Origin of the sequence: Streptomyces sp. NPDC050703 (genome assembly GCF_040654435.1) — a bacterium.
Lineage (GTDB): Bacteria > Actinomycetota > Actinomycetes > Streptomycetales > Streptomycetaceae > Streptomyces.
In genome coordinates this window covers 146,218-169,696 of the sequence record NZ_JBFAHX010000007.1, presented here as the reverse complement: position 1 = coordinate 169,696, position 23,479 = coordinate 146,218, and the positions used below count along the sequence as shown (strand labels likewise).

Annotated in this window: 24 protein-coding genes and 1 tRNA gene; 15 read left to right on the top strand and 10 right to left on the bottom strand. The window is 72.7% G+C overall.

Annotated features, from left to right (window positions below):
- Positions 1-53: 53 nt before the first annotated feature.
- From AB0I16_RS09580 to AB0I16_RS09565, 4 genes are all read right to left on the bottom strand, one after another.
- The gene (locus tag AB0I16_RS09580) at positions 54-1,220 is read right to left on the bottom strand and encodes a lipid-transfer protein (protein WP_363248738.1); all 1,167 of its coding nucleotides are present in this window, start codon (positions 1,218-1,220) and stop codon (positions 54-56) included.
- A complete protein-coding gene (locus AB0I16_RS09575) occupies positions 1,217-1,648 on the bottom strand; it encodes a MaoC/PaaZ C-terminal domain-containing protein (protein WP_363248737.1) in 432 nt (143 codons plus the stop codon). Before AB0I16_RS09575 ends, AB0I16_RS09580 begins: the two co-directional genes overlap by 4 nt.
- Positions 1,635-2,624, bottom strand: coding sequence for a bifunctional MaoC family dehydratase N-terminal/OB-fold nucleic acid binding domain-containing protein (locus AB0I16_RS09570; protein WP_363248818.1), 990 nt, complete (start codon positions 2,622-2,624; stop codon positions 1,635-1,637). The genes AB0I16_RS09575 and AB0I16_RS09570 overlap by 14 nt, the downstream gene beginning before the upstream one ends.
- A gap of 509 nt (positions 2,625-3,133) precedes the next feature.
- A complete protein-coding gene (locus AB0I16_RS09565) occupies positions 3,134-3,445 on the bottom strand; it encodes a hypothetical protein (RefSeq protein WP_363248736.1) in 312 nt (103 codons plus the stop codon).
- Between the two features lie 466 nt (positions 3,446-3,911).
- Here AB0I16_RS09565 and AB0I16_RS09560 point away from each other — a divergent pair, with 466 nt between their 5' ends.
- From AB0I16_RS09560 to AB0I16_RS09545, 4 genes are all read left to right on the top strand, one after another.
- The gene (locus AB0I16_RS09560) at positions 3,912-4,985 is read left to right on the top strand and encodes a bifunctional DNA primase/polymerase (RefSeq protein ID WP_363248735.1); all 1,074 of its coding nucleotides are present in this window, start codon (positions 3,912-3,914) and stop codon (positions 4,983-4,985) included.
- 155 nt (positions 4,986-5,140) lie between these two features.
- A complete protein-coding gene (locus tag AB0I16_RS09555; RefSeq protein ID WP_363248734.1) occupies positions 5,141-6,100 on the top strand; it encodes a hypothetical protein in 960 nt (319 codons plus the stop codon).
- 214 nt (positions 6,101-6,314) lie between these two features.
- Positions 6,315-6,605: a WGxxGxxG family protein gene (locus AB0I16_RS09550; RefSeq protein WP_363248733.1), complete on the top strand. Its 291-nt coding sequence runs from the start codon at positions 6,315-6,317 to the stop codon at positions 6,603-6,605.
- A 143-nt stretch (positions 6,606-6,748) separates the two neighbouring features.
- The gene (locus AB0I16_RS09545) at positions 6,749-7,231 is read left to right on the top strand and encodes a hypothetical protein (protein ID WP_363248732.1); all 483 of its coding nucleotides are present in this window, start codon (positions 6,749-6,751) and stop codon (positions 7,229-7,231) included.
- Between the two features lie 108 nt (positions 7,232-7,339).
- Here the strand turns inward: AB0I16_RS09545 and AB0I16_RS09540 are convergent.
- A tRNA-Ser gene (locus AB0I16_RS09540) sits at positions 7,340-7,424 on the bottom strand.
- A gap of 225 nt (positions 7,425-7,649) precedes the next feature.
- On the opposite strand from AB0I16_RS09540, the gene AB0I16_RS09535 reads away from it, so the two are divergent.
- Positions 7,650-7,994, top strand: coding sequence for an STAS domain-containing protein (locus AB0I16_RS09535; RefSeq protein ID WP_363248731.1), 345 nt, complete (start codon positions 7,650-7,652; stop codon positions 7,992-7,994).
- Between the two features lie 9 nt (positions 7,995-8,003).
- On the opposite strand, the gene AB0I16_RS09530 is transcribed toward AB0I16_RS09535, so the two are convergent.
- On the bottom strand, positions 8,004-9,542 hold the full coding sequence (locus tag AB0I16_RS09530) for a trypsin-like peptidase domain-containing protein (RefSeq protein ID WP_363248730.1): 1,539 nt from the start codon (positions 9,540-9,542) through the stop codon (positions 8,004-8,006).
- 193 nt (positions 9,543-9,735) lie between these two features.
- Here AB0I16_RS09530 and AB0I16_RS09525 point away from each other — a divergent pair, with 193 nt between their 5' ends.
- From AB0I16_RS09525 to AB0I16_RS09515, 3 genes are all read left to right on the top strand, one after another.
- Positions 9,736-10,593, top strand: coding sequence for a glycerophosphodiester phosphodiesterase family protein (locus AB0I16_RS09525; protein ID WP_363248729.1), 858 nt, complete (start codon positions 9,736-9,738; stop codon positions 10,591-10,593).
- A 53-nt stretch (positions 10,594-10,646) separates the two neighbouring features.
- The gene (locus AB0I16_RS09520) at positions 10,647-11,264 is read left to right on the top strand and encodes an ATP-binding protein (protein ID WP_363248728.1); all 618 of its coding nucleotides are present in this window, start codon (positions 10,647-10,649) and stop codon (positions 11,262-11,264) included.
- Positions 11,265-11,333: 69 nt separating this feature from the next.
- On the top strand, positions 11,334-12,302 hold the full coding sequence (locus tag AB0I16_RS09515) for a DUF5926 family protein (RefSeq protein WP_363248727.1): 969 nt from the start codon (positions 11,334-11,336) through the stop codon (positions 12,300-12,302).
- A gap of 193 nt (positions 12,303-12,495) precedes the next feature.
- On the opposite strand, the gene AB0I16_RS09510 is transcribed toward AB0I16_RS09515, so the two are convergent.
- Both AB0I16_RS09510 and AB0I16_RS09505 read right to left on the bottom strand, forming a co-directional pair.
- Positions 12,496-13,032, bottom strand: a complete 537-nt coding sequence (locus AB0I16_RS09510) for a hypothetical protein (RefSeq protein ID WP_363248726.1) — start codon at positions 13,030-13,032, stop codon at positions 12,496-12,498.
- A gap of 55 nt (positions 13,033-13,087) precedes the next feature.
- Positions 13,088-13,765 carry a bifunctional DNA primase/polymerase gene (locus AB0I16_RS09505; RefSeq protein WP_363248725.1) on the bottom strand — a complete coding sequence of 226 codons (678 nt, stop codon included), beginning with the start codon at positions 13,763-13,765 and terminating at the stop codon, positions 13,088-13,090.
- A 464-nt stretch (positions 13,766-14,229) separates the two neighbouring features.
- Here AB0I16_RS09505 and AB0I16_RS09500 point away from each other — a divergent pair, with 464 nt between their 5' ends.
- The gene (locus AB0I16_RS09500; protein WP_363248724.1) at positions 14,230-15,756 is read left to right on the top strand and encodes a PP2C family protein-serine/threonine phosphatase; all 1,527 of its coding nucleotides are present in this window, start codon (positions 14,230-14,232) and stop codon (positions 15,754-15,756) included.
- Positions 15,757-15,939: 183 nt separating this feature from the next.
- Complete coding sequence (locus AB0I16_RS09495; protein WP_363248723.1) at positions 15,940-17,409, top strand: aminopeptidase P family protein; 1,470 nt, start codon at positions 15,940-15,942, stop codon at positions 17,407-17,409.
- 88 nt (positions 17,410-17,497) lie between these two features.
- Here the strand turns inward: AB0I16_RS09495 and AB0I16_RS09490 are convergent, their stop codons facing one another.
- On the bottom strand, positions 17,498-17,995 hold the full coding sequence (locus AB0I16_RS09490; RefSeq protein ID WP_363248722.1) for a carboxymuconolactone decarboxylase family protein: 498 nt from the start codon (positions 17,993-17,995) through the stop codon (positions 17,498-17,500).
- A 47-nt stretch (positions 17,996-18,042) separates the two neighbouring features.
- On the opposite strand from AB0I16_RS09490, the gene AB0I16_RS09485 reads away from it, so the two are divergent.
- A complete protein-coding gene (locus AB0I16_RS09485; RefSeq protein WP_363248721.1) occupies positions 18,043-19,482 on the top strand; it encodes a PLP-dependent aminotransferase family protein in 1,440 nt (479 codons plus the stop codon).
- Positions 19,483-19,631: 149 nt separating this feature from the next.
- Here AB0I16_RS09485 and AB0I16_RS09480 read toward each other — a convergent pair whose 3' ends face one another.
- Complete coding sequence (locus AB0I16_RS09480) at positions 19,632-20,099, bottom strand: ATP-binding protein (RefSeq protein ID WP_363248720.1); 468 nt, start codon at positions 20,097-20,099, stop codon at positions 19,632-19,634.
- Between the two features lie 193 nt (positions 20,100-20,292).
- On the opposite strand from AB0I16_RS09480, the gene AB0I16_RS09475 reads away from it, so the two are divergent.
- The 4 genes from AB0I16_RS09475 to AB0I16_RS09460 all read left to right on the top strand — a co-directional run bounded on the left by AB0I16_RS09475 (position 20,293) and on the right by AB0I16_RS09460 (position 23,476).
- Positions 20,293-21,153 carry a hypothetical protein gene (locus AB0I16_RS09475; protein WP_363248719.1) on the top strand — a complete coding sequence of 287 codons (861 nt, stop codon included), beginning with the start codon at positions 20,293-20,295 and terminating at the stop codon, positions 21,151-21,153.
- A gap of 200 nt (positions 21,154-21,353) precedes the next feature.
- The gene (locus tag AB0I16_RS09470) at positions 21,354-22,091 is read left to right on the top strand and encodes a YcnI family protein (protein ID WP_363248718.1); all 738 of its coding nucleotides are present in this window, start codon (positions 21,354-21,356) and stop codon (positions 22,089-22,091) included.
- A 93-nt stretch (positions 22,092-22,184) separates the two neighbouring features.
- Positions 22,185-22,859 carry an SCO family protein gene (locus tag AB0I16_RS09465; protein WP_363248717.1) on the top strand — a complete coding sequence of 225 codons (675 nt, stop codon included), beginning with the start codon at positions 22,185-22,187 and terminating at the stop codon, positions 22,857-22,859.
- Entirely contained in the window at positions 22,856-23,476 is a 621-nt protein-coding gene (locus AB0I16_RS09460; protein ID WP_363248716.1) for a copper chaperone PCu(A)C, read from the top strand. The genes AB0I16_RS09465 and AB0I16_RS09460 overlap by 4 nt, the downstream gene beginning before the upstream one ends.
- The last annotated feature ends 3 nt before the right edge of the window (positions 23,477-23,479 follow it).

Sequence of the window (23,479 nt, the reverse complement as noted above, 5' to 3'; positions counted from 1 at the left end):
ATACGCCGAGTGAACGGCGCGGGTCCCGCCGCGGCCCGAGGACACGCGCGCGTTCAGCCGTCCGACCCCAATATCAGCCCCGATGTGGGGACGCCCGTGCCTGCCGTGACCAGCGTGCGCGCGGCACCTTGAATCTGGTTCACCGATGTGCCGCGCACCTGCCGCACGGCCTCGGCCACGCCGTTCATCCCGTGCAGGTACGCCTCGCCGAGCTGCCCGCCGTGGGTGTTGAGCGGCAGCCGCTCCTCGGCGACGAACCCCGCCGCCTCGCCGGGACCGCAGAACCCGAACTCCTCCAGCTGCATCAGGACGAACGGCGTGAAGTGGTCGTAGAGGATGCCGACGTCGATGTCGGCCGGGCCGAGCCCCGACGTGCGCCAGAGCTGGGCCGCCACGACGCCGGTCTCCGGCAGCCCGGTGAGGTCGGCACGGTGGAAGCCGGTCATCTGCTCCTGCCCCCGGCCCGCGCCCTGCGCCGCCGCCGTGATCACGGCAGGGGGGTGCGGCAGGTCGCGGGCGCGCTCGACGCTGGTCACGACGACCGCCTGGCCGCCGTCCGTCTCCTGGCAGCAGTCGAGGAGCCGCAGTGGTTCGACGATCCAGCGGGAGGCGGCGTGGTCGGCGAGGGTGATCGGCTTGCCGTGGAAGTACGCCGCCGGGTTGGTCGCCGCGTACTTCCGGTCCATCACCGCGACGGGGCCGAAGGCGTCCGGCGTGAGCCCGTACGCGTGGAGGTAGCGCTGGGCGGCCATCGCCACCCAGGAGGCCGGGGTCAGCAGGCCGAACGGCAGCACCCAGCCGAGTGCGGCGCCCTCCGCGGACGGCTCGCGCCGCTGCACCCCGGAGCCGAACCGCCGCCCCGAGCGCTCGTTGAACGCCCGGTAGCAGACCACGACTTCGGCCACGCCCGTCGCCACCGCGAGCGCCGCCTGCTGCACGGTGGCGCAGGCCGCGCCGCCGCCGTAGTGGACGCGGGAGAAGAAGGACAGCTCGCCGATGCCCGCCGCCCGGGCCACCGTGATCTCCGGGCTGGTGTCCATGGTGAAGGTGACCATGCCGTCGACGTCGGCGGGGGTGAGCCCCGCGTCGTCGAGCGCCGCCCGCACGGCCTCCACGGCGAGCTTCAGCTCGCTGCGCCCGGAGTCCTTGGAGAACTCCGTCGCCCCGATGCCGACGATCGCCGCCCGGCCGCCGAGGCTGTCGCGCGTACGGACACTCATACGGTGCCTCCCGCCGGGACGGTCACGGGTCCGCTCGCCGGGACGGTCACGGTCACGGTGCCGGTGACGTGTCTGCCGATGCCGTTGGCCCCGACGACCCCGACCGTGGCGGTCTCCCCCTCGGGCGAGGCGTCGACCCGCTCGACGGTGCCGGTCAGGACCATGGTGTCGCCGGGATGGTTGGGCGCGCCGAGCCGTATCGCCACCTTGCGGAGGATGGCCGTGGGGCCGAAGTGGTCGGTGATGTAGCGGCCGACGAGGCCGTTGGTCGTCAGGATGTTCATGAAGATGTCGGGCGAGCCCTTCGCCCGCGCCAGCTCCGCGTCGTGGTGCACGTCCTGGTAGTCACGGGAGGCGATGGCCCCGGCCACGATCAGGGTGCGGGTGATCGGCACCTCAAGCGGAGGCAGCACCTCACCTGGCCTCATGCGGTTCTCCCTCGCCACGCGGTCCTCCCTGGACACGGGGTCCTGCCCGGTCACGGGGTCCTGCCTCGGCACGCGGCTCTTCCTCGGCCGAGGCGCGGAACACCGGCAGTTCGAGTTCCTCGTCCACCCGCTGGAACTCCAGCCGCACCGGCATGCCGATGCGCACCTCGTCGTACGGCACCCCGACGACGTTGCTGACGATCCGCACGCCCTCCGCCAGCTCGACAAGTCCCACCGCGTAGGGGGGATCGAAGGCCGGGAAGGGCGGATGGTGCATCACGACGTACGAGTGGACCGTGCCCTCGCCGCTCGCCTCGACGGTGTCCCACTCGGCGGAGCCGCACGTGTTGCACCCCGGCAGCCAGGGGAAACGTGGCGTGCCACAGCCACCGCAGCGCTGGATCAGCAGCCGGTGGGCGGCGACGCCCTCCCAGAACCCCGCGTTGTCGCGGTTGATCACCGGCCGGGGGCGTCTGGCCGCCGGCTCACGGCGCCCGGCGGGGGCGTACTTGAGGATGCGGAAGCGGTGCGTTCCCGCGAGTGCGCCGTCCGCCCTGACATCCATCCGCGTGGTGACGAAGTGGCCCGTGCCGAGCCTGGTCGTCTTGCGCTCGGACACCGACTCGATCACCGCGTCGAAGGTGATCAGGTCACCGGGGCGCAGCGCCCGTACGTACTCCTGCTCGCAGTCCGTGGCGACGACCGAGGTGCAGCCCGCCCCGTCGAGCAGGGCCAGCAGCGCGTCGTACGCGTCCGAGCGCCCCCCGTGCCCGGAGAGCCCGCCCATCGTCCACGCCTGCAGCATCGTCGGCGGCGCCACCTGGTCCGGGCCCGCGTACGCCGGGTTGGCGTCGCCCATGGCCTCGCACCAGTGCCTGATCATCGGCCCGTTGACCGGGTCCTTGCCACGCCCCGCCACGGCGGCGGGCCGCCCCTCGAACGCCTTCAGCTCCGCGTACGGAATCCCCTCGTCCACCGCGCTCCGAGCCACCGTGCCCCGAGCCACCGTGCCCGAGACGCCCGTGCCGGAGGCGCCCGTGCCGGAGGCGCCCGTGCCGGAGACACCCGTGCCGGAGGCGCCTGTGCCCGCGGCGCCCGTGCCGGAGACACCCGCGCCCGAGGCGCCCGTACCCGAGGCTGCCGTACCCGAGGCTGCCGTGCCCCGCGCACCCTCCGCCGCCCCCTCTCCGCCGCTCACGCAACCCCCTCCGCGTCCCGCCGCTCACCCACCACCGCGCCCACGGCTCCCGGTTTCTGACTGTCCGTCAGGTGGCGTACCGGTGTCAAGACGTAGCGCGCGCCCCGGCGCCCGCGCCCCGGCCTCCCTCCTCGAACCCTCTCCTCGAACCCCCTCCTCGCCCCCCACACGCGACTGTGCGGCGGCGCCGAAGCGCCGCCGCACAGAACCCCTTGCCCCACACCCCTGGAGGTGCTGGCCTCACCGACCCCGCGGAGCCGTCCCGAGCGGCTCCGCGGGGTGCCGGGTCACCAGAGCTCGGCGAAGTTGACGGTGACGTTGTCGTTGGTCTGGTAGATCGGGGTCCATGCCGAGCCGTTCACCTGGGCGTTGTTGTTCTGGTTCGAGGCACCGTTGCCGACGGCCTGCTGCTGCGTGGTGGCCGAGTTGCCGTGGTTGTCGTCCCCGACGCCGCTGCCGACGACGGTCGCCACACCGGCGTTCGACCCGTTGCCCGCGATGGCGCCGTTGTCGGCCGCCGCGACGCCCGTGAAGAGGGCGGCGGCCAGGGGCAGGGCCGCGGCGGCGGCGATGACGCGGGCGGTACGGATGCTTGCCATGTCTCAATCCTCCGGAACAGGCGGTACGCACCGGCGAAGAGCCGGGGGCACCGAGAAGTACGGCTGGGCCGAGGCGGGCCGGCCGCCCCGCCTCAAGGTGCCGGGCGGTCGGCCGACCGCCCTGAGGTGCTGCGCGGCGGCCGGCCGGCCGCCTTGCGGTACTGCACGACGTCGCGGCATCAGAGTTGCCCACCGCCTCGCGGTGAACCACCCCGGAACCATGGAATCCCCCTCAAGCGTGAGGGGCCGCCGATAAACACCCGAGGCGCACGTCGGGGCGCGAACCTGGCCCAAAACCCCCGCTCGCGCGCGGGCGCCATTCGCCCTGGCCCGGGCGTCCCAAGAGGCGAAGCGTTACCGCGGCCATGCGCGGGAGGGGCTCGATCTGGCGCGTGGGGCGCACTCGCCCGGCCCTCCGGCCAGCGCCCCTCTTCCCTTCTTCGAACGTACGTACGAAACTCGACGCATGGCCATCAGCGACCGCCATGCCGCCGCCCTCGCGCTCGCGCACGCCCTGTCCGCCGCCGAGCGCGGGCTCGCGGTGATCCCGCTCTCCCGCACGAAACTGCCGGCGGTGCGCTCACCGCACGCCCCACCACCGGCGCCGCCAATGCCTCCGCCCCCGTCCCCGTCCCCGTCCGAGCGTGCATCCGCGTCCGCCTCCGCGCCCGAGCCCGCGTCCGAGCCCGCGCGTGCGTTCTCGCCGGCGCCTGCGCCCGGGGCCGTGCCCGGTTCCCGCCGCTGTCACGGGGAATGCGGCCGTCCGGGACACGGGGTGTACGACGCGACGACCGACCCGCGGCGCATCCGCGAGCTGTTCGCCGCCGCCCCCAGGGCCACCGGGTACGGCATCGCCTGCGGGCTGCCCCCGCACCATCTGATCGGCATCGACCTGGACACCAAGTCGGGCACCGACTCCTCCGCCGCCCTGCGGGAACTCGCGCTGCGGCACCTCTTCACGATCCCGGAGACCGTGGTCGTCACCACCCCGAGCGGCGGCCGCCACATCTGGCTGGCCGGGCCGCCGGGCACCGTGGTGCCCAACTCCGCGGGGCGGCTGGCTCCCGGCATCGACATCCGGGGCGCCAGCGGCTACCTCGTGGGCCCCGGCTCCCACACCGAACACGGCGTCTACGGCACCGTCCCCGGCACCGCCCACCTGGCTCCCGCGCCCTGCCCGCCGGCCCTGCTGCGTCTGCTCACCCCGCCCCCGCGACCGCCGCACCCCGCGAAGCCCCGCGCGCACGGGACCGGCGAGGCGCAACAAGGCCAAGGGCTCGTCCAGTTCGTCCTCGCGGCGCACGAGGGCCAGCGCAACACCCGCCTCTTCTGGGCCGCGTGCCGTGCCTACGAGAACGGCATCGGCGGGGCCCTGGCGCCTCAACTGGTGGCCGCGGCCCTCCGCGTCGGCCTCACGGAACGCGAGGCCCGCTCGACGATCGCGTCGGCGGCGCGGCTGACGGAGCGACCGACCGGGCAGCCGCCAGGACAACCAACAGGAGAACCAACAGGAGAACCGACAGGGCAACCCGACGAGTAAAGGGAGCATAAGGTTCCAGTTACCTTTCTCTCCCCTTCTCCCCCCTTTGTGCGGCCGGGACGGCCCCGGCCCGATGTCATGATCTTTCCGATCACGTCATCAGCGGCCCTGACCAGGCCACGCGGTGATGAACGCTTCACGAGGAGGGGAACTTCGTGACCACCTGCACCCTGACCAAGGCATCGTCCGCCCGTATCGCGGGCCTGACCGCCGCCGCGCTCCTGGCCTGCACCGTCCCGGCCGTCGCGGCCACCGACGCCACCGCCGCGGGCACACTCGCCGTGGAAGCGGACGCACTCGCCGTAGAAAAGGCCACCGATACCGACAGCCTCTCCATCCCGCGCACCCGCGCCGATGGCACGCTGATCGCCGAAGCGGGGGGATCGCGGGTGGAACTCCCCGCGATGGGCTCCGGCACGTTCACGGTGACCGACGCGACCGGCAAGCAGCTCCGTGTGGGCCTGCCAGGCTCCTCGGCGGCGACCGCGCGGGTCACGCCGAATGGCACCGTCGTCTACTCCCGGCCCGCCGACTCCGTGGACGTCGCCGCCCAGGTCGGCAAGGACGGCAGCGCGAGCGCCCTGATCACCATGAAGGACGCGGCGGCGCCCAAGGAGTACCGCTTCGCCCTCGATCTGCCCGGCGGCGCGCGGGCCGTCCCGGACGAGGACGGCGGCGTCCTGGTCCTCGACGGCTCCGACGAACTGGTCGGCACCTTCCAGGCACCGTGGGCCAAGGACGCCACCGGCAAGCCGGTCCCCACGTCGTACCGGATCGAGGGCGGCGAACTCGTCCAGGGCGTCCACACCGACGCGTCGACCGCCTACCCCGTCGTCGCCGACCCCAAGTGGTGGGACAAGACCAAGGAGATCGCGGGCGGCATGGTCAGCGACACCTGGAACTCCATGAAGTGCGGAGGCGCCCTGGCCGCCGCCTTCCACCCGGGCACCGCGAGCTACAAGGCGATCAAGGCCGCGGGCGGCGTCAAGAAGCTCCTCGCCGTCCTCTCGGGCGTCAACTCCAAGCGGGGCGCGGCCTCGGCCCTCGGCAGCGGCTTCACCACGCTGTTCGGCGTGAAGAGCATCAAGAAGGCGTGCTTCGACGACCTGAAGTAACCGGCCGGTCACCGCGCCCGCACGGGTGAAAAACGATCCCATTCCTTCGCCGTTCACCCGTTTGCCCTAATGACCCCGATGGCCCGGCAGCCCCGGTACAGCGCCCCGACCGCGCTTCGGACGGGCCTCTCGCACCTCCCGGAGTTGCGCGGCCATCGGGCATCACGCGCCATGGGGTGCAGGACCCCGTCCGTGGGTCATGCAAGGAGGAACCATGCAGCGCACGACTATCGGTGCTCTCCTGACCGCCGTTCTCCTCGCGGGGCCCGCCGCGGCCACCGCGGAAGCGCAGACACCGGTCGCGCCCGGGACGGCCACCGTGCAGGCCGCCGCCCTGCCGCAGGCGCAGGACGACGACAACAAGGACGATGACGACGGCGGCGGCTGGGGCCTCTGGGGTCTCGCCGGCCTCCTGGGTCTGCTCGGCCTCATCCCGCGCCGCAACAAGACGCACGACACGGGCCACCGCGGCACGGGCGGCGCACACACCACCGACCGCCTGTGAGCCGGACGTCCGCCGGCACCGCTCGACAGGCCCCCGACCGAAGCACCTGGCCGGGGGCCTCCCCCTGCCACGCCTCTCCCTGACACGGCTCCCCGTCAACTCCCGCAGGGGTACGGGGCGTCCGCGCAGGTACGTTGTCCGGCATGGCCACCCAGATCATCACCCTGGTCGGCGTCCTCATCGGCGCCCTGACGTCCTACTTCGCGACAGCCATGGCCGAGCGGACGAAGCTGCGGCACGTGATGGCCACCCGGTGGGACGAGCGGAAGCTCGACACCTACATCGAGTACGTGTCCTGCATCAAGGAGATCCAGCGCGCCGCCATGGACGCCGGGCGGGCCCGGGACCAGGGTGCCGATCCCGCTGACGCGCTGACCGAGATGGAGGGCAACGAGAAGAAGAGGTCGATCCTCTTCGAGACCCTCGTCCTGCTGAGCGACGACAAGGCCGCGACCGCCGCCCACACGGTGAACCAGCGGACCTGGGAACTCCTCCGGGCGGCCCGGCTCCCGTCGAGCGGCATCACCGAACTCCGCCCGATCCCCCTGGTACAGGCCCTGAACGACCTGCACGAAGCGGCCCGCTCGGACCTGACGATATCCGCCAACACCCCCGCACCCCGCTGACACCCGCCCCACGAAACCACTCCACCAACCGGAACAACTCTCCCGGCGGGTAGCGGACACGACGACGGCCCCCGACCGTCACACCTGGTCAGGGGCCGTCAATCACCGCGGTGGGTGTGGGATTTGAACCCACGGTGACTCGCGCCACGACGGTTTTCAAGACCGTTCCCTTAGGCCGCTCGGGCAACCCACCTCGGCCCCGTCCCACCTGGGGCGGAGCGGCTACAGCCTACCGGCCTTCGGCTTCGCTCGGGGGCCGTGGTCCGCACGGGGGCCACTGACCCCCTCGACTCCGCCCGTTCGCGGGCCATCGCGGGCCCGGATGGGGAAGGATGGGCGCAGAAGATCTCCGGTATGTCCGCGCCGGTGTCCGCGAGGGCGTACCGGCAGGCGGAGAGCCGGCCGGAAGGCGCCAGCCATGGAGCAAGACGTCAGGTCCCGCCTGCGGGTGATCCGCCATGCCCCGGCGGACCGTTCCGTGGTGCTGATATGCCTCTCCGGAGAGCTGGACGTGGACACCACACCCCTGCTGCGCGAGGCGGTCGTGAAGGTGGCCATGCGTCCGCGCGGGCAACGGCGGCTGGTCCTGGACCTGTCCGCCCTCACCCGCTGCGACAACGCCGGCCTGTTCACGCTGCTGGGGATCTGCCAGGCGCTGGACGCCGTCGGCATCAGGGTCGCCATCGCCTGGACCGGGTCCATCGCCGACGCGGCCATCGAGAGAGCGGGGCTGCGGGACCGGTTGCCGCTGCGCCTGGCCTGAGGCAGCGGCTCAGCTGTCGCCCTTGCGCTGGCCCAGGGTGACGTCGACCGTGTGCTCCTTGCCGCCGCGCTCGTACGTGATCTTGACGGTGTCGCCCGGCTTGTGGGTCCAGATCTGGCCGATCAGGGTCGGGCCGCTGTCGATGACCGTGTCGTCCAGCTTAGTGATGACGTCGCCGGGCTTCAGCCCCGCCTTGTCCGCCGGGCCGTTCGGGGTGACCGCCTCCGAACCGCTCGCGCCCTCCTGGGAGATGGTCGCGCCGTTCGCGCCCTCCTGCTGGAGCGAGACCGAGGCGCCGATCACCGGGTAGACGGGCCGGCCGGTCTTGATGAGCTGCTGGGCGACGTTCTTCGCCTGGTTGACCGGGATCGCGAAGCCGAGGCCGATGGAGCCGGACTGGCCGGTGCCGCCGAGGCCGCCGCCGCTGTCGGCGGGCTTGATCGCGGAGTTGATGCCGATGACCGCGCCGCGACCGTCCAGGAGCGGGCCGCCGGAGTTGCCGGGGTTGATCGACGCGTCGGTCTGCAGGGCGCTCATGTACGAGCTCTTGCCGCTCTGCCCGCCGTCGCTGGAGGTCACCGGGCGGTTCTTGGCGCTGATGATGCCCGTCGTGACGGTGTTGGAGAGGCCGAAGGGGGCGCCGATCGCGATCGTCGAGTCGCCGACGGCCACGCGGTCGGAGTTGCCGAGCGGGAGCGGCTTCAGGTTGTCGGGGCGGTTCTTGAGCTTGATGACCGCCACGTCGTATCCCTCGGCGCGGCCGATGACCTCGGCGGCGTACTTCTTGCCGTTCGAGAACGTCGCCTGGAGCTTGCCGCCCTCGGCGGCCGACGCCACCACGTGGTTGTTGGTGAGGATGTGGCCCTGCTTGTCGTAGACGAAGCCGGTGCCCGTGCCGCCCTCGCCGCTGCCGCTCTGCGCCTCGATGGTGACGACGCTGGGCAGCGCGTCGTTCGCGATCCTGGCGACCGAGCCGCGGTCGCGCTTCAGGTCGGCCGGGGTGTCTGCGGCGGAGACCGTCGTCGAGCCGGTGTCGTTGTCGTTCTGCTCCGCGGCCCAGTACCCGATGCCGCCGCCGACACCGCCCGCGACCAGCGCGGCCGCGAGCACGCCCGCGACGAGACCGCCGCGCCGCCGGCCGGGCTTCGGCTCCTGCGGCTGGTAGGAGGCGCCCCAGCCGGAACCGGAACCTCCGCCACCGGCGTACGAGGGCGTCACCGGCGGCTGCGGGGGCGGCCACGCCTCCGCCCCGGGCACGCCCGCCCCACCGCCGGCGGCACCGGCACCGGCGCCAGCACCAGCACCAGCACCAGCACCAGCACCAGCACTGGAACCCGTACCCTCGCCAGGACCGGAAGCAGCACCTCCACCCGAGGCGCCGGAAGCACCGGCACCCGGGGCGGTCTCGCTCGGCACAGCCGCGCCCGGGACAGCCGCGCCCGGCGCAGCCGCATCGCGGGAGTCGGCGGGAACAGCGGGAGCGTCCACCGGCACGGGAGGTGCGGACGGGGCCTGAGGTACAGCGTTGCCCTCGTTCTCGGTGTTCACAGCTCTACTCCTCGGTCCATGCTGTCGTGGCTCGGCGTTCGGTCACGGCCTGGCTGTGCCAACTGTGCACCTGTCTGCTGTCAGCTTTTCCCATGGGCCGTCAGGGCACCATAAGCCGAGCCTGTGTGTCGGGCGCTCCGGGCCGCCGTCCTCCGGCGAGCCTTCGGGTACCCCGTGATGGCACCATGACGCGGTGACCCTCGCACGACAGCACCAGATCCAGGTCGTCGCCCACCGCGGAGCCTCGGAGGACGCTCCCGAGCACACGCTCGCCGCGTACAAGAAGGCGGTCGAGGACGGGGCCGACGCCCTCGAATGCGACGTACGACTGACCGCGGACGGCCATCTCGTCTGCGTGCACGACCGCCGCGTCAACCGCACGTCGAACGGCCGGGGAGCCGTCTCCGCGCTGGAGCTCGCCGACCTGGCCGCCCTCGACTTCGGCTCCTGGAAGCGGAACCACGACGAGGCCCTGGAGGGCGAGGGCCCCGACTGGGAGGGCTCCGCCCTGGAGGGCCGCCGCACGGAGGACACCTCCGTCCTGACCCTTGAGCGCCTCCTCGAACTCGTGGCCGAGAGCAACGCCTCGGGCCGCCGGGTGCGCCTCGCCATCGAGACCAAGCACCCCACGCGCTGGGCGGGCCAGGTGGAGGAGCGCCTCCTGCTGCTCCTCAAGCGCTTCGGCCTCGACGCCCCGGCCTCCGACGAGCTGTCGCCGGTACGGGTCATGAGCTTCTCGGCGCGTTCGCTGCTGCGCGTGCGCGCCGCCGCCCCCACGCTGCCGACGGTCTACCTGATGCAGTTCATCTCGCCCCGCCACCGCGACGGACGCCTCCCCGACGGCGTACGGATCGCGGGCCCCTCCCTGCGCATCCTGCGGAGCCACCCCGGATACGTGGCGAAGCTGAAGAGGGCAGGTCACCAGGTGCACGTATGGACGGTGAACGAACCCGGCGACGTCGAGCTGTGCGCCGAACTCGGAGTGGACGCGATCATCACCAACCGCCCCAAGCAGGTACTGACCCAGCTGGACCGACTCGGACTGCGGTAATTCCTCTCACAGGGAGTGCACCGGCGCGTTCGGTCCGTATTCGATCGTCATGAGTGCGTCACCCCACACGATCCGTCCGGTTTCCGGTCCAGGCCATTGGGGCATCCACACCGTGGCGTGGGGCGAAGGAGGTCTCGGGGGTGGCGTTGGTGGTGGCACGGGAGGTGCCCACGTCGTCGAGCATGGCCGTTCCCCATGGCCCTGCGGGCGTGGGGGAAGCAAGGCACCGGATGCGTGATCAACTGCGCGTCGGCGGGGTGTCCGAATCGGTCATCGACGACGCCGTACTGATCCTGTCGGAACTGCTCAGCAACGCCTGCCGGCACGGCAGGCCGCTGGGGCGCGGGATGGTCGGCGACGGTGACGTGCGGGCGGCCTGGCACGTCGACAAGACGGGCCGGCTGACGGTCGAGGTGACGGACGGCGGCGGACCGACCCGCCCGGTTCCGGCCACACCCTCGGTCACGGCGCACGGCGGACGCGGGCTCAACATCATCACGGCGCTGGCCGACACCTGGGGCGTGCGCGACGACGTGCACGGCGAGGTCACGGTCTGGGCCGTCGTCCACGCGGGGCACCGCCACGAGGACTTCGCGACGCGCATCACCGCCCCCGCGGCGGGCGCGCTCTCGGAGCTGGCGTTCGCAGACCCGTTCGACGACATGGACTGAGGGGTCCCAGGGGCTAGGCTCGCGCCCGTACGTGAAAGAGCACGAGAGCCGCAGCCGGGAGACACCCAGATGGCCAAGAAGCGCCCGCAGACCAAGGGCAAGCAGCAGCCGCAGCTCACAGAGGGCGAGATCCCCGTGGTCGGCGCCCGCGAGCCCTGCCCCTGCGGTTCGGGCCGCCGCTACAAGGCCTGCCACGGCCGAGCGGCGTCCCACGCGGTGACCGAACTGGTGCGGCGCCCCTTCGAGGGCCTGCCCGGCGAGTGCGACTGGGTCGCGCTGCGCGAGCTCGTGCCCGCGGCCACCGTCGCGCTGACGCTCAAGGAGGGGCTGCCCGAGGGCGTCCCCTCGGTCACGCTCGCCACCGTCCTGCCGATGGCCTGGCCCGCGCTGCGCCGCGAGGACGGCTCGGTCCTGGTCGGCCTGCAGAACGACACCTCGTCGGGTGACATCAGCCGCGACCTGGCCGACACCCTGCTCCGCGCCCTCGAAGCCGAGCCGGGTACGCCGGTGCGGGGCCGGAGGGCTCCCGCCGAGGGCCCGCGGCTTCAGGACGTGCTCGCCGCCGAGGGTCCGTTCGAGCCGGTCGTGCACGCCGGCTTCGAGTTCTGGGTGCCGGACGCGGAGAACGCGACGCCGGAGGTCTCCGCCTCCCTGGAGCGGGCGAACGCCGCCGCCATCCCGACCGTGCGGCTCACCGGCGTGGACTCCGCCTACTGGTGCGAGACGCCCGAGAAGAACCACCTGCGCTGGGTCATGCCGTACGCCGAGGAGCGGCTCCTCGACGCGCTGGCCCGGCTGCACGCGGCCGGCACGTCGAGCCTCGGCGAGGGCACCCGCCTCGTCGGCTCCTTCCGCGCGCACGGCCTGACCGTGCCGGTGTGGGACCTGCCGAGCGGTGTCGGCGCCGACGACGTGGAGAAGCCCGCCGCGGAATTCGCCGAGCGGCTCGCGGCGGTGCTCGACTCCGACGCCCCGCTGACCGCGGACGAGCGCAGGGCGCGCGGCGGTCTCACCAACCGCCAGGTCACTCTGAGCTGACTTCTGGGTCAGTCCGCACGGAATGCGTGACTCCTGTCACAACTCCCCGTTCCCGCAGGTAAATCCCTGTCCGGATAACTGAGATCGAATTTGCCAGGAGCGGATCTCTTGTTACCGTGCAGGTAGCCCGGTTGCTGGTGCATCCCCCGTCGCCAGCAACCGGGTCCTTCCATGTCCGGGGCCGGTGCGGTTCTCAACTCCCGCGAGGTACCGCGGAGTTGCTGCCCGAGCGCAGCAGCAGTGCTCCCGCCTCCCCCGCGGCGAACTCCGCCACCGCCGAGTACGCGGTCAGCGTCCCCGCCGAAGGCTCCCGCGGCGTCTCGCACACCCCCGGCTCGTCCCCCGCGCCGATCGCGCAGTGCATCCGTACGGTGCGCGCGCCGGGGCCCATCATCGTGAGGACGGCGGCGAGCTCCCCGCCGGTCGCGTTGCGGTAGTAGGTGCGGGCCCAGGTCTCGGCGCCCTCGGTGAGGACGCAGGTCTGGGCCTCGACGCCGCCGGGGGAGGAGAGTTCGGGGCCGCACCGGGAGGCGCGGGCCGGCTCCCCGGCGGATTCCCCGTCGGCTTCCTCGGCGGCTTTCCTGGCGGGGGCTTCTGCGGGGGCCTCTGCGGGGGAGGGGAGGGGCGACTTCGCGTCACCGTCGCCGACCGGCCCCGCGGCGGCGCCGCCGAGAGGCAGGAGAGCCACGGCGGCCACGGCGCCCATGATCACGACCAGGCGGGGCTGCATGGGCCGAAGATAACGACAGCCGGCGCACGGCCCGACCGCCGCGCGCCCATTTCCCCTACAACTCGGGCGCGCTCACACCCGTACGAGTGAGGGCGTCGACGACGGCGTCCACGACGGCCTCGACGTCGGGCACCCAGGGGGCGGCGGAACCCGGCAGCGGGGCGCGCTCCCAGCTGACCGTGCCCTGGCCCGTCCCGGACGGCGGCAGCGCGAGATAGCCGCCCTCGCCGTGGAAGCGGAGGGAGCCCGGCACGTAGTCCTGCGCGTGGAGCAGCTCGCCCAGCTGGGCCAGGGAGTAGGGAGCGACCAGGATGAAGACGCGGCTCTCGGTGGCGACCACCGGGCCGAGCCTGATGCCCGCCTCGTCGAGTGCGGCGAGGGCGCGCTGGCCCGCGTCGGCGGGAAGGCTCACGGCGCACGGGGCGCGGCCCCCGGTGGCGAGCACGACGGGCGCCGCCGGGCGGTTCGTCCACCACCAGCGCACCATGCGCTCGTCGGTGCTCGCGGCGAGGAGGCCGGGGTCGAGGGGGTGCGCGCCCGGCACCACGCATTCGGGGTCGGGGCAGGCGCACCGGCCGCCGCCGCGCCGGTCGAGGCCGACTCCGGGCAGGACGGGCCACCGCCAGGCGGTCGCGAAGGTCAGGGCCGCGCCGAGCTGTCCGGCACCGCGGCCGGACCTTCTTCCGATTCGCCAGGACAGAAGCCTGCGTCGCCTACCGAGGATCTCGCGCATGAGCGCTCGTTCCTTTCCGTTGCACGCCGGTGTGAGCCGGAAGGACTGCGGGCCACATCGCACCATGGATCGATCACTTCGCTGAACACGAGCTGAACGCACGAGCTGGCACATCTGACCCCAGCCTGCGGCATGGGGGACCACTCTGAACCGAGCGTTGACGTGGCGTGGGGTGGCGGCGCCTGGCGTTTTGCCGTCACGCGATATTGCTGGCCGCCTCCCCCACGGGAGGATGGGGCACGGTCGTCGTGAGTTATGACGTCCGGGTCCTCCACGAGGTTCCGGAAGGTCTCCAACTGCCCCTTGCCATCACTGAGTACGTACCCAGCCCGACCGATGCAACGCTCTACCGAACGCCCTCAGTCGATCGTAATATGCCCTCCCCGGTGCTGTTTTCAGCCAAGTTTTCAAGATCAATTCTTGGTCTCAGAATTCCCACGGACACCAGGAACCCCAGCAGGACAATGCTGGACATCTCCTCACCAGTGCGTGTACATCTGGAGACATTGCTAGCGACGCATAACGACATGGGGGTTTGCGATGCTATTGAGCAATACGCACCGGCCGGAAAGCCGTCAGCCATGAACGCCCCACATGTTCCGAAAGTGGCCGGAATCGATCCCACAGTTCCGTCACCAGCCCACACTGTCGCACCGACCGCGCGCAGCACGCCCGCACCGGCGGGCTCCCCCGCCCCCGGTGCCCCCTGCGCCGCGCTCCAGGACCGCCTCGCCGGCTGGGTCTCCGACCTCACCGCGCTGCACGGACTCACCGAGCGGCTGTCCCGCACGGACACCCTCGACGGCGCCCTGCGCGAGCTGCTGCGCGCCGGCTCCGCCCTGCTCGGCGCCCGGCGCGGCCTCGTCGCCCTCGAACCCGCCGACGGACTCGGCCCCGACACGACGACCGGCCTCGGCCTGACCCACGCGGACCTCGGCCACATCGAGACGGTGCCGCGCGCCGCGACGAGCCACGGCCGCCTCATCGACGACCCGCCGGCCGGCGTGCCCGGCCGCGACAGCGAGCTGGTCAGGCCCGACCTCCTCGCCGAGGAGGGCCTCGACCCCCGGCACCGCGCGGTCGCCACCCGTATCGGGTACGCGGCGACCTACGCCCTGCCGCTCGCCACCGAGGCCGCGGGGCCGCTCGGCGCCGCCGTCTGGCTGTACGACGAGCCCGCCGAACCGGCCGGGCGCCGCCGCCACCTGGCCAAGCTCTACACCCGCTACGCCTCCGACCACCTGGCACGCCTCGTCGAACTGGACCGCGCCCGCACGACCGCGGCGGCCCTGCGCGAGGAGCTGATGCCCTCGCGGCTGCCTCCGGTCGCCGGAGTGCGGCTGGCCGCACGGCGCCGCACCGGGCCGCGCGGCGGCGGAGACTGGCACGACGCGCTGCCGCTGCCCGAGGGCGCGCTCGGGCTCTCGGTGGGGTCGGTCACCGGGTCGGGGCCCGGCGCCGTCGCGGCGATGGGGCGGCTGCGGGCCGCTCTGCGGGCGTACGCCGTGATGGAGGGCGAGGACCCCGTCGCCGTACTCTCCGATCTGGAGCTGCTGCTGCGGCTGACCGAGCCCGCGCGGTCGGCCACGGCCCTCTTCGCTTACTGCGAGCCCGCCCTGCGCAAGGTCGTGCTCGCCGGTGCCGGGCACAGCCCGCCGCTGATCGTCGGGGAGCGGCGCACGGAGTTCGTGGAGACCTCGCTCTCCGCCCCGCTCGGCATGCTCGCCTGCTGGGAGGCGCCGAGCGTGGAGTTCTCCCCGGAGCCAGGAGAAACGGTGCTGCTGTACACCGACGGGCTGCTGCGCCGCTCCGGAGAGGCGGTCGACCGGGCCTTCGCGCGGCTGCACGCGGCGGCGGCATGCGTGCCCAGGGGCATCCGCGACGACCCCGGCGCCATCGCCGACCACATCCTGCGGGCCATGCTGCCCGAGGGGCCCGACGCCGGGGACGGCGAGGAGGACGTGGTGCTCCTCGCGGCCCGCTTCGAGTGAGGCCGCCCGTGGGGCACGCACGCGTGGGCCACGATGCCGCGCGGGGCGCCGGGCACGCACGCGTGGACCACGTTTTCGCGTGGGGCGCCGGGCACGCACGGTAAGAGGCCTTACGGCCCTGGGACCCCTTCCGTACAGCCGTACGATGGAGGGTGGTCCAGTGTCGTACATAGGAGGCAGATCGTGTCGGACGCTCTCAACGCGGAGAACCCGGAGAACCCGGAGGAGACCGAGGAAGAGCCGATCAAGCAGCGCAAGAACGGCTTGTACCCGGGCGTCTCCGACGAGCTCGCCGAGAACATGAAGTCCGGCTGGGCCGACACCGAGCTGCACGACCTGCAGCCGATCGCGCAGGCCGGGAACACCGCGGCCCGCCGTGCCGCGCTCTCCGCGCGCTTCCCCGGCGAGCGTCTTGTCATCCCCGCGGGCAACCTCAAGACCCGCTCGAACGACACCGAGTACGCCTTCCGCGCCTCCGTCGAGTACGCCTACCTCACCGGCAACCAGACCGAGGACGGCGTCCTGGTCATGGAGCCCACCGCCGGCGGCCACGACGCGACCATCTACCTGCTGCCGCGCTCCGACCGCGGGAACGGCGAGTTCTGGCTGGACGGCCAGGGCGAGCTGTGGGTCGGCCGCCGCCACTCCCTCACCGAGGCCGAGAAGCTCTACGGCGTCCCCGCCTCCGACGTCCGCGAGCTGGCCGGCGCCCTGCGCGAGGCCACGGGCCCCGTCCGCGTCGTCCGCGGCCACGACGCCGGCATCGAGGCCGCGCTGACCGACAAGGTCACCGCCGAGCGCGACGAGGAGCTGCGGGTCTTCCTCTCCGAGGCCCGCCTCGTCAAGGACGACTTCGAGATCGCCGAGCTGCAGAAGGCCGTCGACTCCACCGCGCGCGGCTTCGAGGACGTCGTCAAGGTCCTCGACAAGGCCGAGGCCACGAGCGAGCGCTACATCGAGGGCACGTTCTTCCTGCGCGCCCGCGTCGAGGGCAACGACATCGGCTACGGCTCGATCTGCGCCGCGGGTCCGCACGCCACCACCCTGCACTGGGTGCGCAACGACGGCGCCGTCCGCTCCGGCGAGCTGCTCCTGCTCGACGCGGGCGTGGAGACGCACTCGTACTACACCGCGGACATCACCCGCACCCTGCCGATCAACGGCCGCTTCGACGAGCTCCAGAAGAAGATCTATGACGCCGTGTACGAGGCCCAGGAGGCCGGCATCGCGGCCGTGAAGCCGGGCGCCAAGTTCCGCGACTTCCACGACGCGTCGCAGCGCGTGCTCGCCGAGAAGCTGGTGGAGTGGGGCCTCGTCGAGGGCCCGGTCGAGCGCGTACTCGAACTGGGTCTCCAGCGCCGCTGGACCCTGCACGGCACCGGCCACATGCTCGGCATGGACGTCCACGACTGCGCCGCCGCGCGCCGTGAGTCCTACGTCGACGGCACGCTGGAGCCGGGCATGTGCCTGACCGTCGAGCCGGGCCTGTACTTCCAGGCCGACGACCTGACCGTGCCGGAGGAGTACCGCGGCATCGGCGTCCGGATCGAGGACGACATCCTCGTGACCGAGGACGGCAACCGGAACCTCTCGGCGGCGCTGCCGCGCCGCTCGGACGAGGTCGAGGCGTGGATGGCGCGGCTCAAGGGCTGAGCGGTCCGAGTGGACCTCTGAGGCAGTGACGGCCCGGCCGGGCCCCCGCGGTTCCGCGGGGGCCCGGCCGTCGTCGTACGCGCGGGCCTCAGTGGGCGGCCGTGCGCTCGTCCTCGCCCGCGGTCTTGGCGGTGCTCAGGGCGATGCGGTTCCAGGTGTTGATGGTGAGGATCAGGGCGATGAGGCGGGCCAGCTCCGCCTCGTCGAAGTGCCGGGCGGCCCGCGCGTAGACGTCGTCGGGGACCCCGTCACGGGCGACCAGGGTGACCGCCTCGGTCAGCGCGAGCGCCGCCTGCTCCTTCTCCGTGAAGAAGTTCCTCGCCTCGCGCCAGACGCCGATCATGTGCAGCCGCGCCTCGTCCTCGCCGGCCTTGCGGGCGTCGGAGGTGTGCATGTGGAGGCAGTAGGCGCAGCCGTTGAGGAGCGAGGCGCGGATCTGGACCAGTTCGACCAGGGCGGGGTCGAGTCCGTCCCTGGCGGCGGCGTCGAAGCCGATGAGGGCCTTGAACACCTTGGGGGCCGCCTTGGCGAAGTCGAGGCGAGGGGTGGCGGTCCGGGCCTGGGCTGCGGTGGTGTTGTTCGTCATGACCATGAATCTAGGCGCCAAAAAGACCACGGATAGGGTGCATTCCCATGCGGGAATCATGGGTCAATCTGGCGGAGCGCATCGGCAGTGACCTGCACTTGGAGCTGTCCGGCACGGGCAGCCGCAGGGCCGTGCTGATCCGGGCGCTGCGGGACGCCGTGCGCGAGGGCAGGCTGGCCCCCGGCACCCGGCTGCCGCCCTACCGCTCGCTCGCCGCCGACCTCGGCCTCGCCAGGAACACGGTCGCCGACGCCTACGCCGAACTGGTCGCCGAGGGCTGGCTGACCGCGCGCCAGGGCTCGGGGACCCGCGTGGCCGAGCGGGCGGCGCCGCCCCGGCGCACCCGGGTGCCGAAGCCCGCCCCCGCGCGGCCCGCGGCCCCCGCGCACGATCTGCGCCAGGGCCGCCCCGACCCCGCGGCCTTCCCGCGCACGGCCTGGCTCACCGCCGCCCGGCGGGCCATCGCCGCCGCCCCCAACGAGGCCTTCGGGCCCGGCGACCCCCGCGGCAGGACCGAGCTGCGGCAGGCGCTCGCCGACTATCTGGCCAGGGCACGCGGGGTGCGCGCCGACCCGGGGCGCATCGTGGTCTGCTCCGGCTTCGCGCCCGCGCTGCGGCTCCTGTTCGCGGGCTCGGACGGCGCGGGCGGCGCGGCGCTGCGCGGTCCCCTCGCCGTGGAGTCGTACGGGCTCGGCTTCCACCGGGAGATCCTGCGGGGCGCGGGCGTACGGACGGTGCCGCTGGGCCTCGACGAACAGGGCGCCCGCGTGGGGGAGTTGCCGGAGGCGGGGCGGGTCCGTGGAGTGCTGCTCACCCCAGCCCACCAGTTCCCCACCGGCGGTCCGCTGCATCCGACGAGGCGGGCCGCGGCCGTGGATTGGGCCCGCACCAGCGGCGGACTGCTCCTGGAGGACGACTACGACGGGGAGTTCCGCTACGACCGCGAGCCCGTCGGCGCCGTGCAGGGCCTCGATCCCGAACAGGTCGTCTACCTCGGCTCGGTCAGCAAGAGCCTGTCACCCGCGGTCCGCCTCGGCTGGATGGTGCTCCCGGAGCGGCTCGTCGACGGCGTGGTCGCCGCCAAGGGGGAGCGGGAGGCGTGGGCGAGCGTCCTCGACCAGCTCACGCTCGCCGAGTTCATCGCCTCGGGGCAGTACGACCGGCACATCCGCCGGATGCGGCAGCGCTACCGGCGCCGCCGCGACCTGCTGGTCTCCGCCCTCGCCGAACGGGCCCCGCACATCACCGCCACCGGGGTCGCCGCGGGCCTGCACGCGGTGCTGCGGCTGCCGCCGGGTACGGAGGCCTCCGCGGCGAAGGCGGCGGCCTGGCAGGGGATCGCGGTCGAGGGCCTCGCGGAGTTCCGCCATCCGCAGGCCACGATGCCGGCGGCCGACGGCCTGGTGGTGGGGTACTCGACGCCCGCCGAACACGCGTACGGGGCAGCGGTCGACGCACTGGTGCGGGCGTTGCCGCCGCGGCCGTGAAGGCCGGGACGGACGCGATGGACGGGCAGGGCGTGAGGGGCCTGCGGGGCGTGAGGGGCCTGCGGGGCGTGAGCAACCTGCGGGGCGTACGGGGCCTGCGGTCCTGGGATATCTGTGGGGCGCGAGGGATGTGCGGGAGGGGAGTGGGGTCAGGCCGTGACGAGGGGCGTGTCGTCACGCCACTTGAGGATCTTGTCGAAGCTGATCACCGCTCCCCTGCCGGGTCTGTTGCCGCAGTGGACGTGGTCGGCCAGCTCCCTGATCAGGTACAGGCCCCGCCCGTGCTCGTCGGTGTGCGCGGCCGTCTGCCGCGCCGGCGTGGCCGTCGTACGGCCGCGCGGCGCCTTCGGGAAGCCGGGGCCCGAGTCGGCCACCTCGATGCGGCACTTCTCACCGTCCAGATAGGCCGTGACGCGGTACGCGCCCGCCGTGCCCCCGGGAGCGGCGGCACCCCCGTGCTCCACGGCGTTGGCGCATGCCTCGGTGAGGGCGAGCGACAGGTCGAAGGAGACATCCGGGTCCACACCCGCGGTCTCCATCGTGCCGATCAACAGGCGGCGGGCGAGCGGAACGCTCGCAGCCTCGCGCCGCAAATGGAGGGACCACCAGATGCTCATGCTCCAGCCTCCTGGCTGCGGCTCGACATACCGATACGTATTGCCGCGAGTGAACGCGAATAAGCACCGTGTGCACGTGATGCCGCCCATACGGCGGACGCGCGGCCACGCCCGTACCTGTTAGCCGGACGGAACCGGACCTTCCGGACCTGCCGTGTGCGGGGGACGGGCCCAGTGCGATGATGGCCCCGCCATGACTGCCCCCCACCAGCGCCAGCCGCGTGACGGAGTCGATCTCCGGCTGCTCAGGGCCGCGATGTTCGCCGCGGTCTGCGTCGTGCTGTCCGCCGGGGGCCATGTGCTCGCCTCCTGTGTCGCCGTCCCGCTGTGGACGCTCGGCGCGGGCTTCGCCGCCGTCCTCGCCGTGGCGCTGCCGCTCGCCGGGCGGTCGCGCTCGCTGCCCGGCATCGCCGCGCTGCTCGCGGTGGGACAGCTCGGGCTGCACGCCCTGTTCGGGCTCGGCCAGCACGGCACGGCCGCCGTCCAGAGCGGCGACGCCTCCCTGGTGGAGCGGGCCGCGCGCCTGGTCTGCGGGGCGGGCGCGGCGACGATCACTCCCGCGCAGGCCCACCGCATCCTCACCACGGCGGGGCTCGGCCCCGACGGCAGCGGCGGATCGAACCACTCCGCCCTGCATCAGCACGGGCGGTCCGCCGCCTCGGCCGCGGACACCGCGCTGGACTCCATGCCGGCAGGACCGATGGGCACCGAGGCGCTCCTGCCGTCGCTGCCCATGCTCGTCGCCCACCTCCTCGCCGCTCTCGCCGCCGGCTGGCTGCTGCGGCGCGGCGACCTCGCGCTGCTCCGGCTCGTGCGGCTCGCGCAGGGGGCGCAGGGGGTCGCGGAAGGGGCGCTCGTACGTTCCCTGCGCTCGGCCCTGACCCTCGTACGCGCGCTGCGGGCCGGTCTGCCCGGGGCGCCCGAGACGGCCGGTCCTCCGGTGCCGCGGACCGCTCTGCGGTCGCCGCGCAAGCCGCGCACGGTCGCGCTGAAGGACACCGTGATCAGGCGCGGCCCGCCGGCCCGCGCCCGCGACGTCGAACTCGCCGCCTGACGCGACGCACTCCACCCCTGGGTCTCCACCCATCGGTACGGAGGGGCCGCCGCGGCGGCACGCACGCGCGCGTGCACCCCGCGCACCTCACGTGGGCCGCGCGCATTTCCCTCGTACCGACTCGTACCGAGTGCCGGACGCCGCTCGCCACGTACGGCTGAGCGCGTACCGGTCACCGCTCACGAAAGTGGAGTGTTCTCATGAAGATGTCCCGCATCGCCGCCGCCGGCACCGTCGCCGCATCCGCCGTTCTCGTCCTGTCCGCGCCCGCGTTCGCACACGTGAGCGTCTCGCCGGAGGGCGCCGCCGCGAAGGGCGGCTACGCGACCGTCAACTTCAAGGTGCCGAACGAGATGGACGACGCCTCAACCAGCAAGCTTGAGGTCTCCTTCCCCGCCGACCACCCGCTCGCCTCCGTGATGACGCAGCCCGTCCCCGGCTGGACCGCGAAGGTCACCAAGTCCAAGCTCGACAAGCCGCTGGAGATCCACGGCGAGAAGATCGACGAGGCCGTCACCAAGGTCACCTGGACCGCCGAGAGCAAGGGCGGCATCAAGCCCGGCACCTTCCAGAAGTTCCCCGTCTCCATGGGCCAGCTGCCCGAGGACGCCGACGAGCTGGTCTTCAAGGCCGTCCAGACGTACGACAACAAGGAAGTCGTCCGCTGGATCGAGCCGCAGCAGAAGGGCCAGGAGGAGCCGGAGCACCCCGCTCCGGTCCTGCCGCTGACCGCCGCGTCCGACGACCACCACGGCGGCGCGGCCGACGACGCCAAGCCGGACGCCGAGGACGCCGGGAACGAGAGCGCCGCCGGTGACTCGGACTCCTCGGGCAGCAGCGACACCACCGCCCGCGTCCTCGGCATCGTGGGCATCGTCGTCGGCGCCGCGGGCGTCGCGTTCGGCGTCCTCGCGGGCCGCCGTCGCGTCAACGGCTGAGCCGTCGGCGAAGCCACCCCTCGGGGTGTGCCGGGGGCGGCGCCACACCGCCCCCGGTACGCCCCGGCCCCCTCACATCTAGGACATTTTCGTATGCGCACCAAGAGTTTGAAGAGCACGAAGAAGACGCTCGCCGCGGTTGCCCTGCTCGCCACGGCCGCGTTCACGCTGACCGCCTGCGGCGGCGGTGACGACGGCAAGGAACCGGTGGCCGAGGTCTCCACCGAGACCGACTCGGGCCAGGCCGCGACCGTCCTCGACAAGCCGTTCGAGAAGCCGGACCTCGTCCTGAAGGACACGCACGGCAAGAAGTACGACCTGCGCGAGGAGACCAAGGGCAAGCCCACGCTGATCTACTTCGGCTACACGCACTGCCCCGACGTGTGCCCGCTGACGATGAACAACATCGCGGTCGCCAAGAAGGCCCTGCCCAAGACCGACCAGGACAAGCTCAAGGTCGTCTTCGTCACCACCGACCCCGAGCGGGACACCTCCGCCGAACTCGGCAAGTGGCTGAAGGGCGTGGACGCCGACTTCACCGGCCTGACCGGCGACTTCGCCACCATCCAGGCAGGCGCCCGCCAGCTCGGCATCAGCATCGACCCGTCCAAGAAAGACAAGAACGGCAAGATCGTCTCGATGCACGGCACGCAGGTCATCGCCTTCTCGCCGAAGACCGACGGGGGCTACGTCCTCTACAACGAGTCCGCCACCGCCGCCGACTACACCAAGGACCTCCCGAAGCTCCTCAAGGGAGGGACCCCGTGAACCACCGCACCACCGGCCGCGGCCGGGCGCTCGCGGGCGGGGCCCTGGCGCTGGCCGCCGCACTCGCCCTCACGGGCTGCGAGGGCTCCGGCCCCGGTGCCGATGCGTCCGCGAAGAAGCCGGACCTCAAGGTCACCGGGGCCTACATCCCCGAGCCGACCACGGACGACATGGCGGCCGGCTTCCTCACCGTCACCAACAAGGGCGGCGCCGCCGACAGCCTCACCTCCGCCACCAGCGACGTCGCGGGCTCCGTCACGCTGCACAGCACCAAGGGCGGCGTCATGAAGGAGGAGAAGTCCTTCGCCGTACCGGCCGGCGGCGAGCTGCGATTCGCGAGCGGCGGCAACCACCTGATGCTCGAAAAGCTGAAGCGCAAGCCGAAGCGGGGCGAGAAGGTGGCCATGACGCTGCACTTCCGGACGTCGGACCCGGTCACGATCGAGGTGCCGGTCAAGGAAGCCACGTACAGCCCGGGGAAGAGCGACGGTGCCGACGCCTCGCACGACACCCACATGTCGCACGAGGCCCCCATGTCGCACGACACCTCCATGGCGCACGACACCTCCATGGCGCGTGAAACCCCTGTGTCGCACATGCCGCAGAAGTCGCACTGAGGG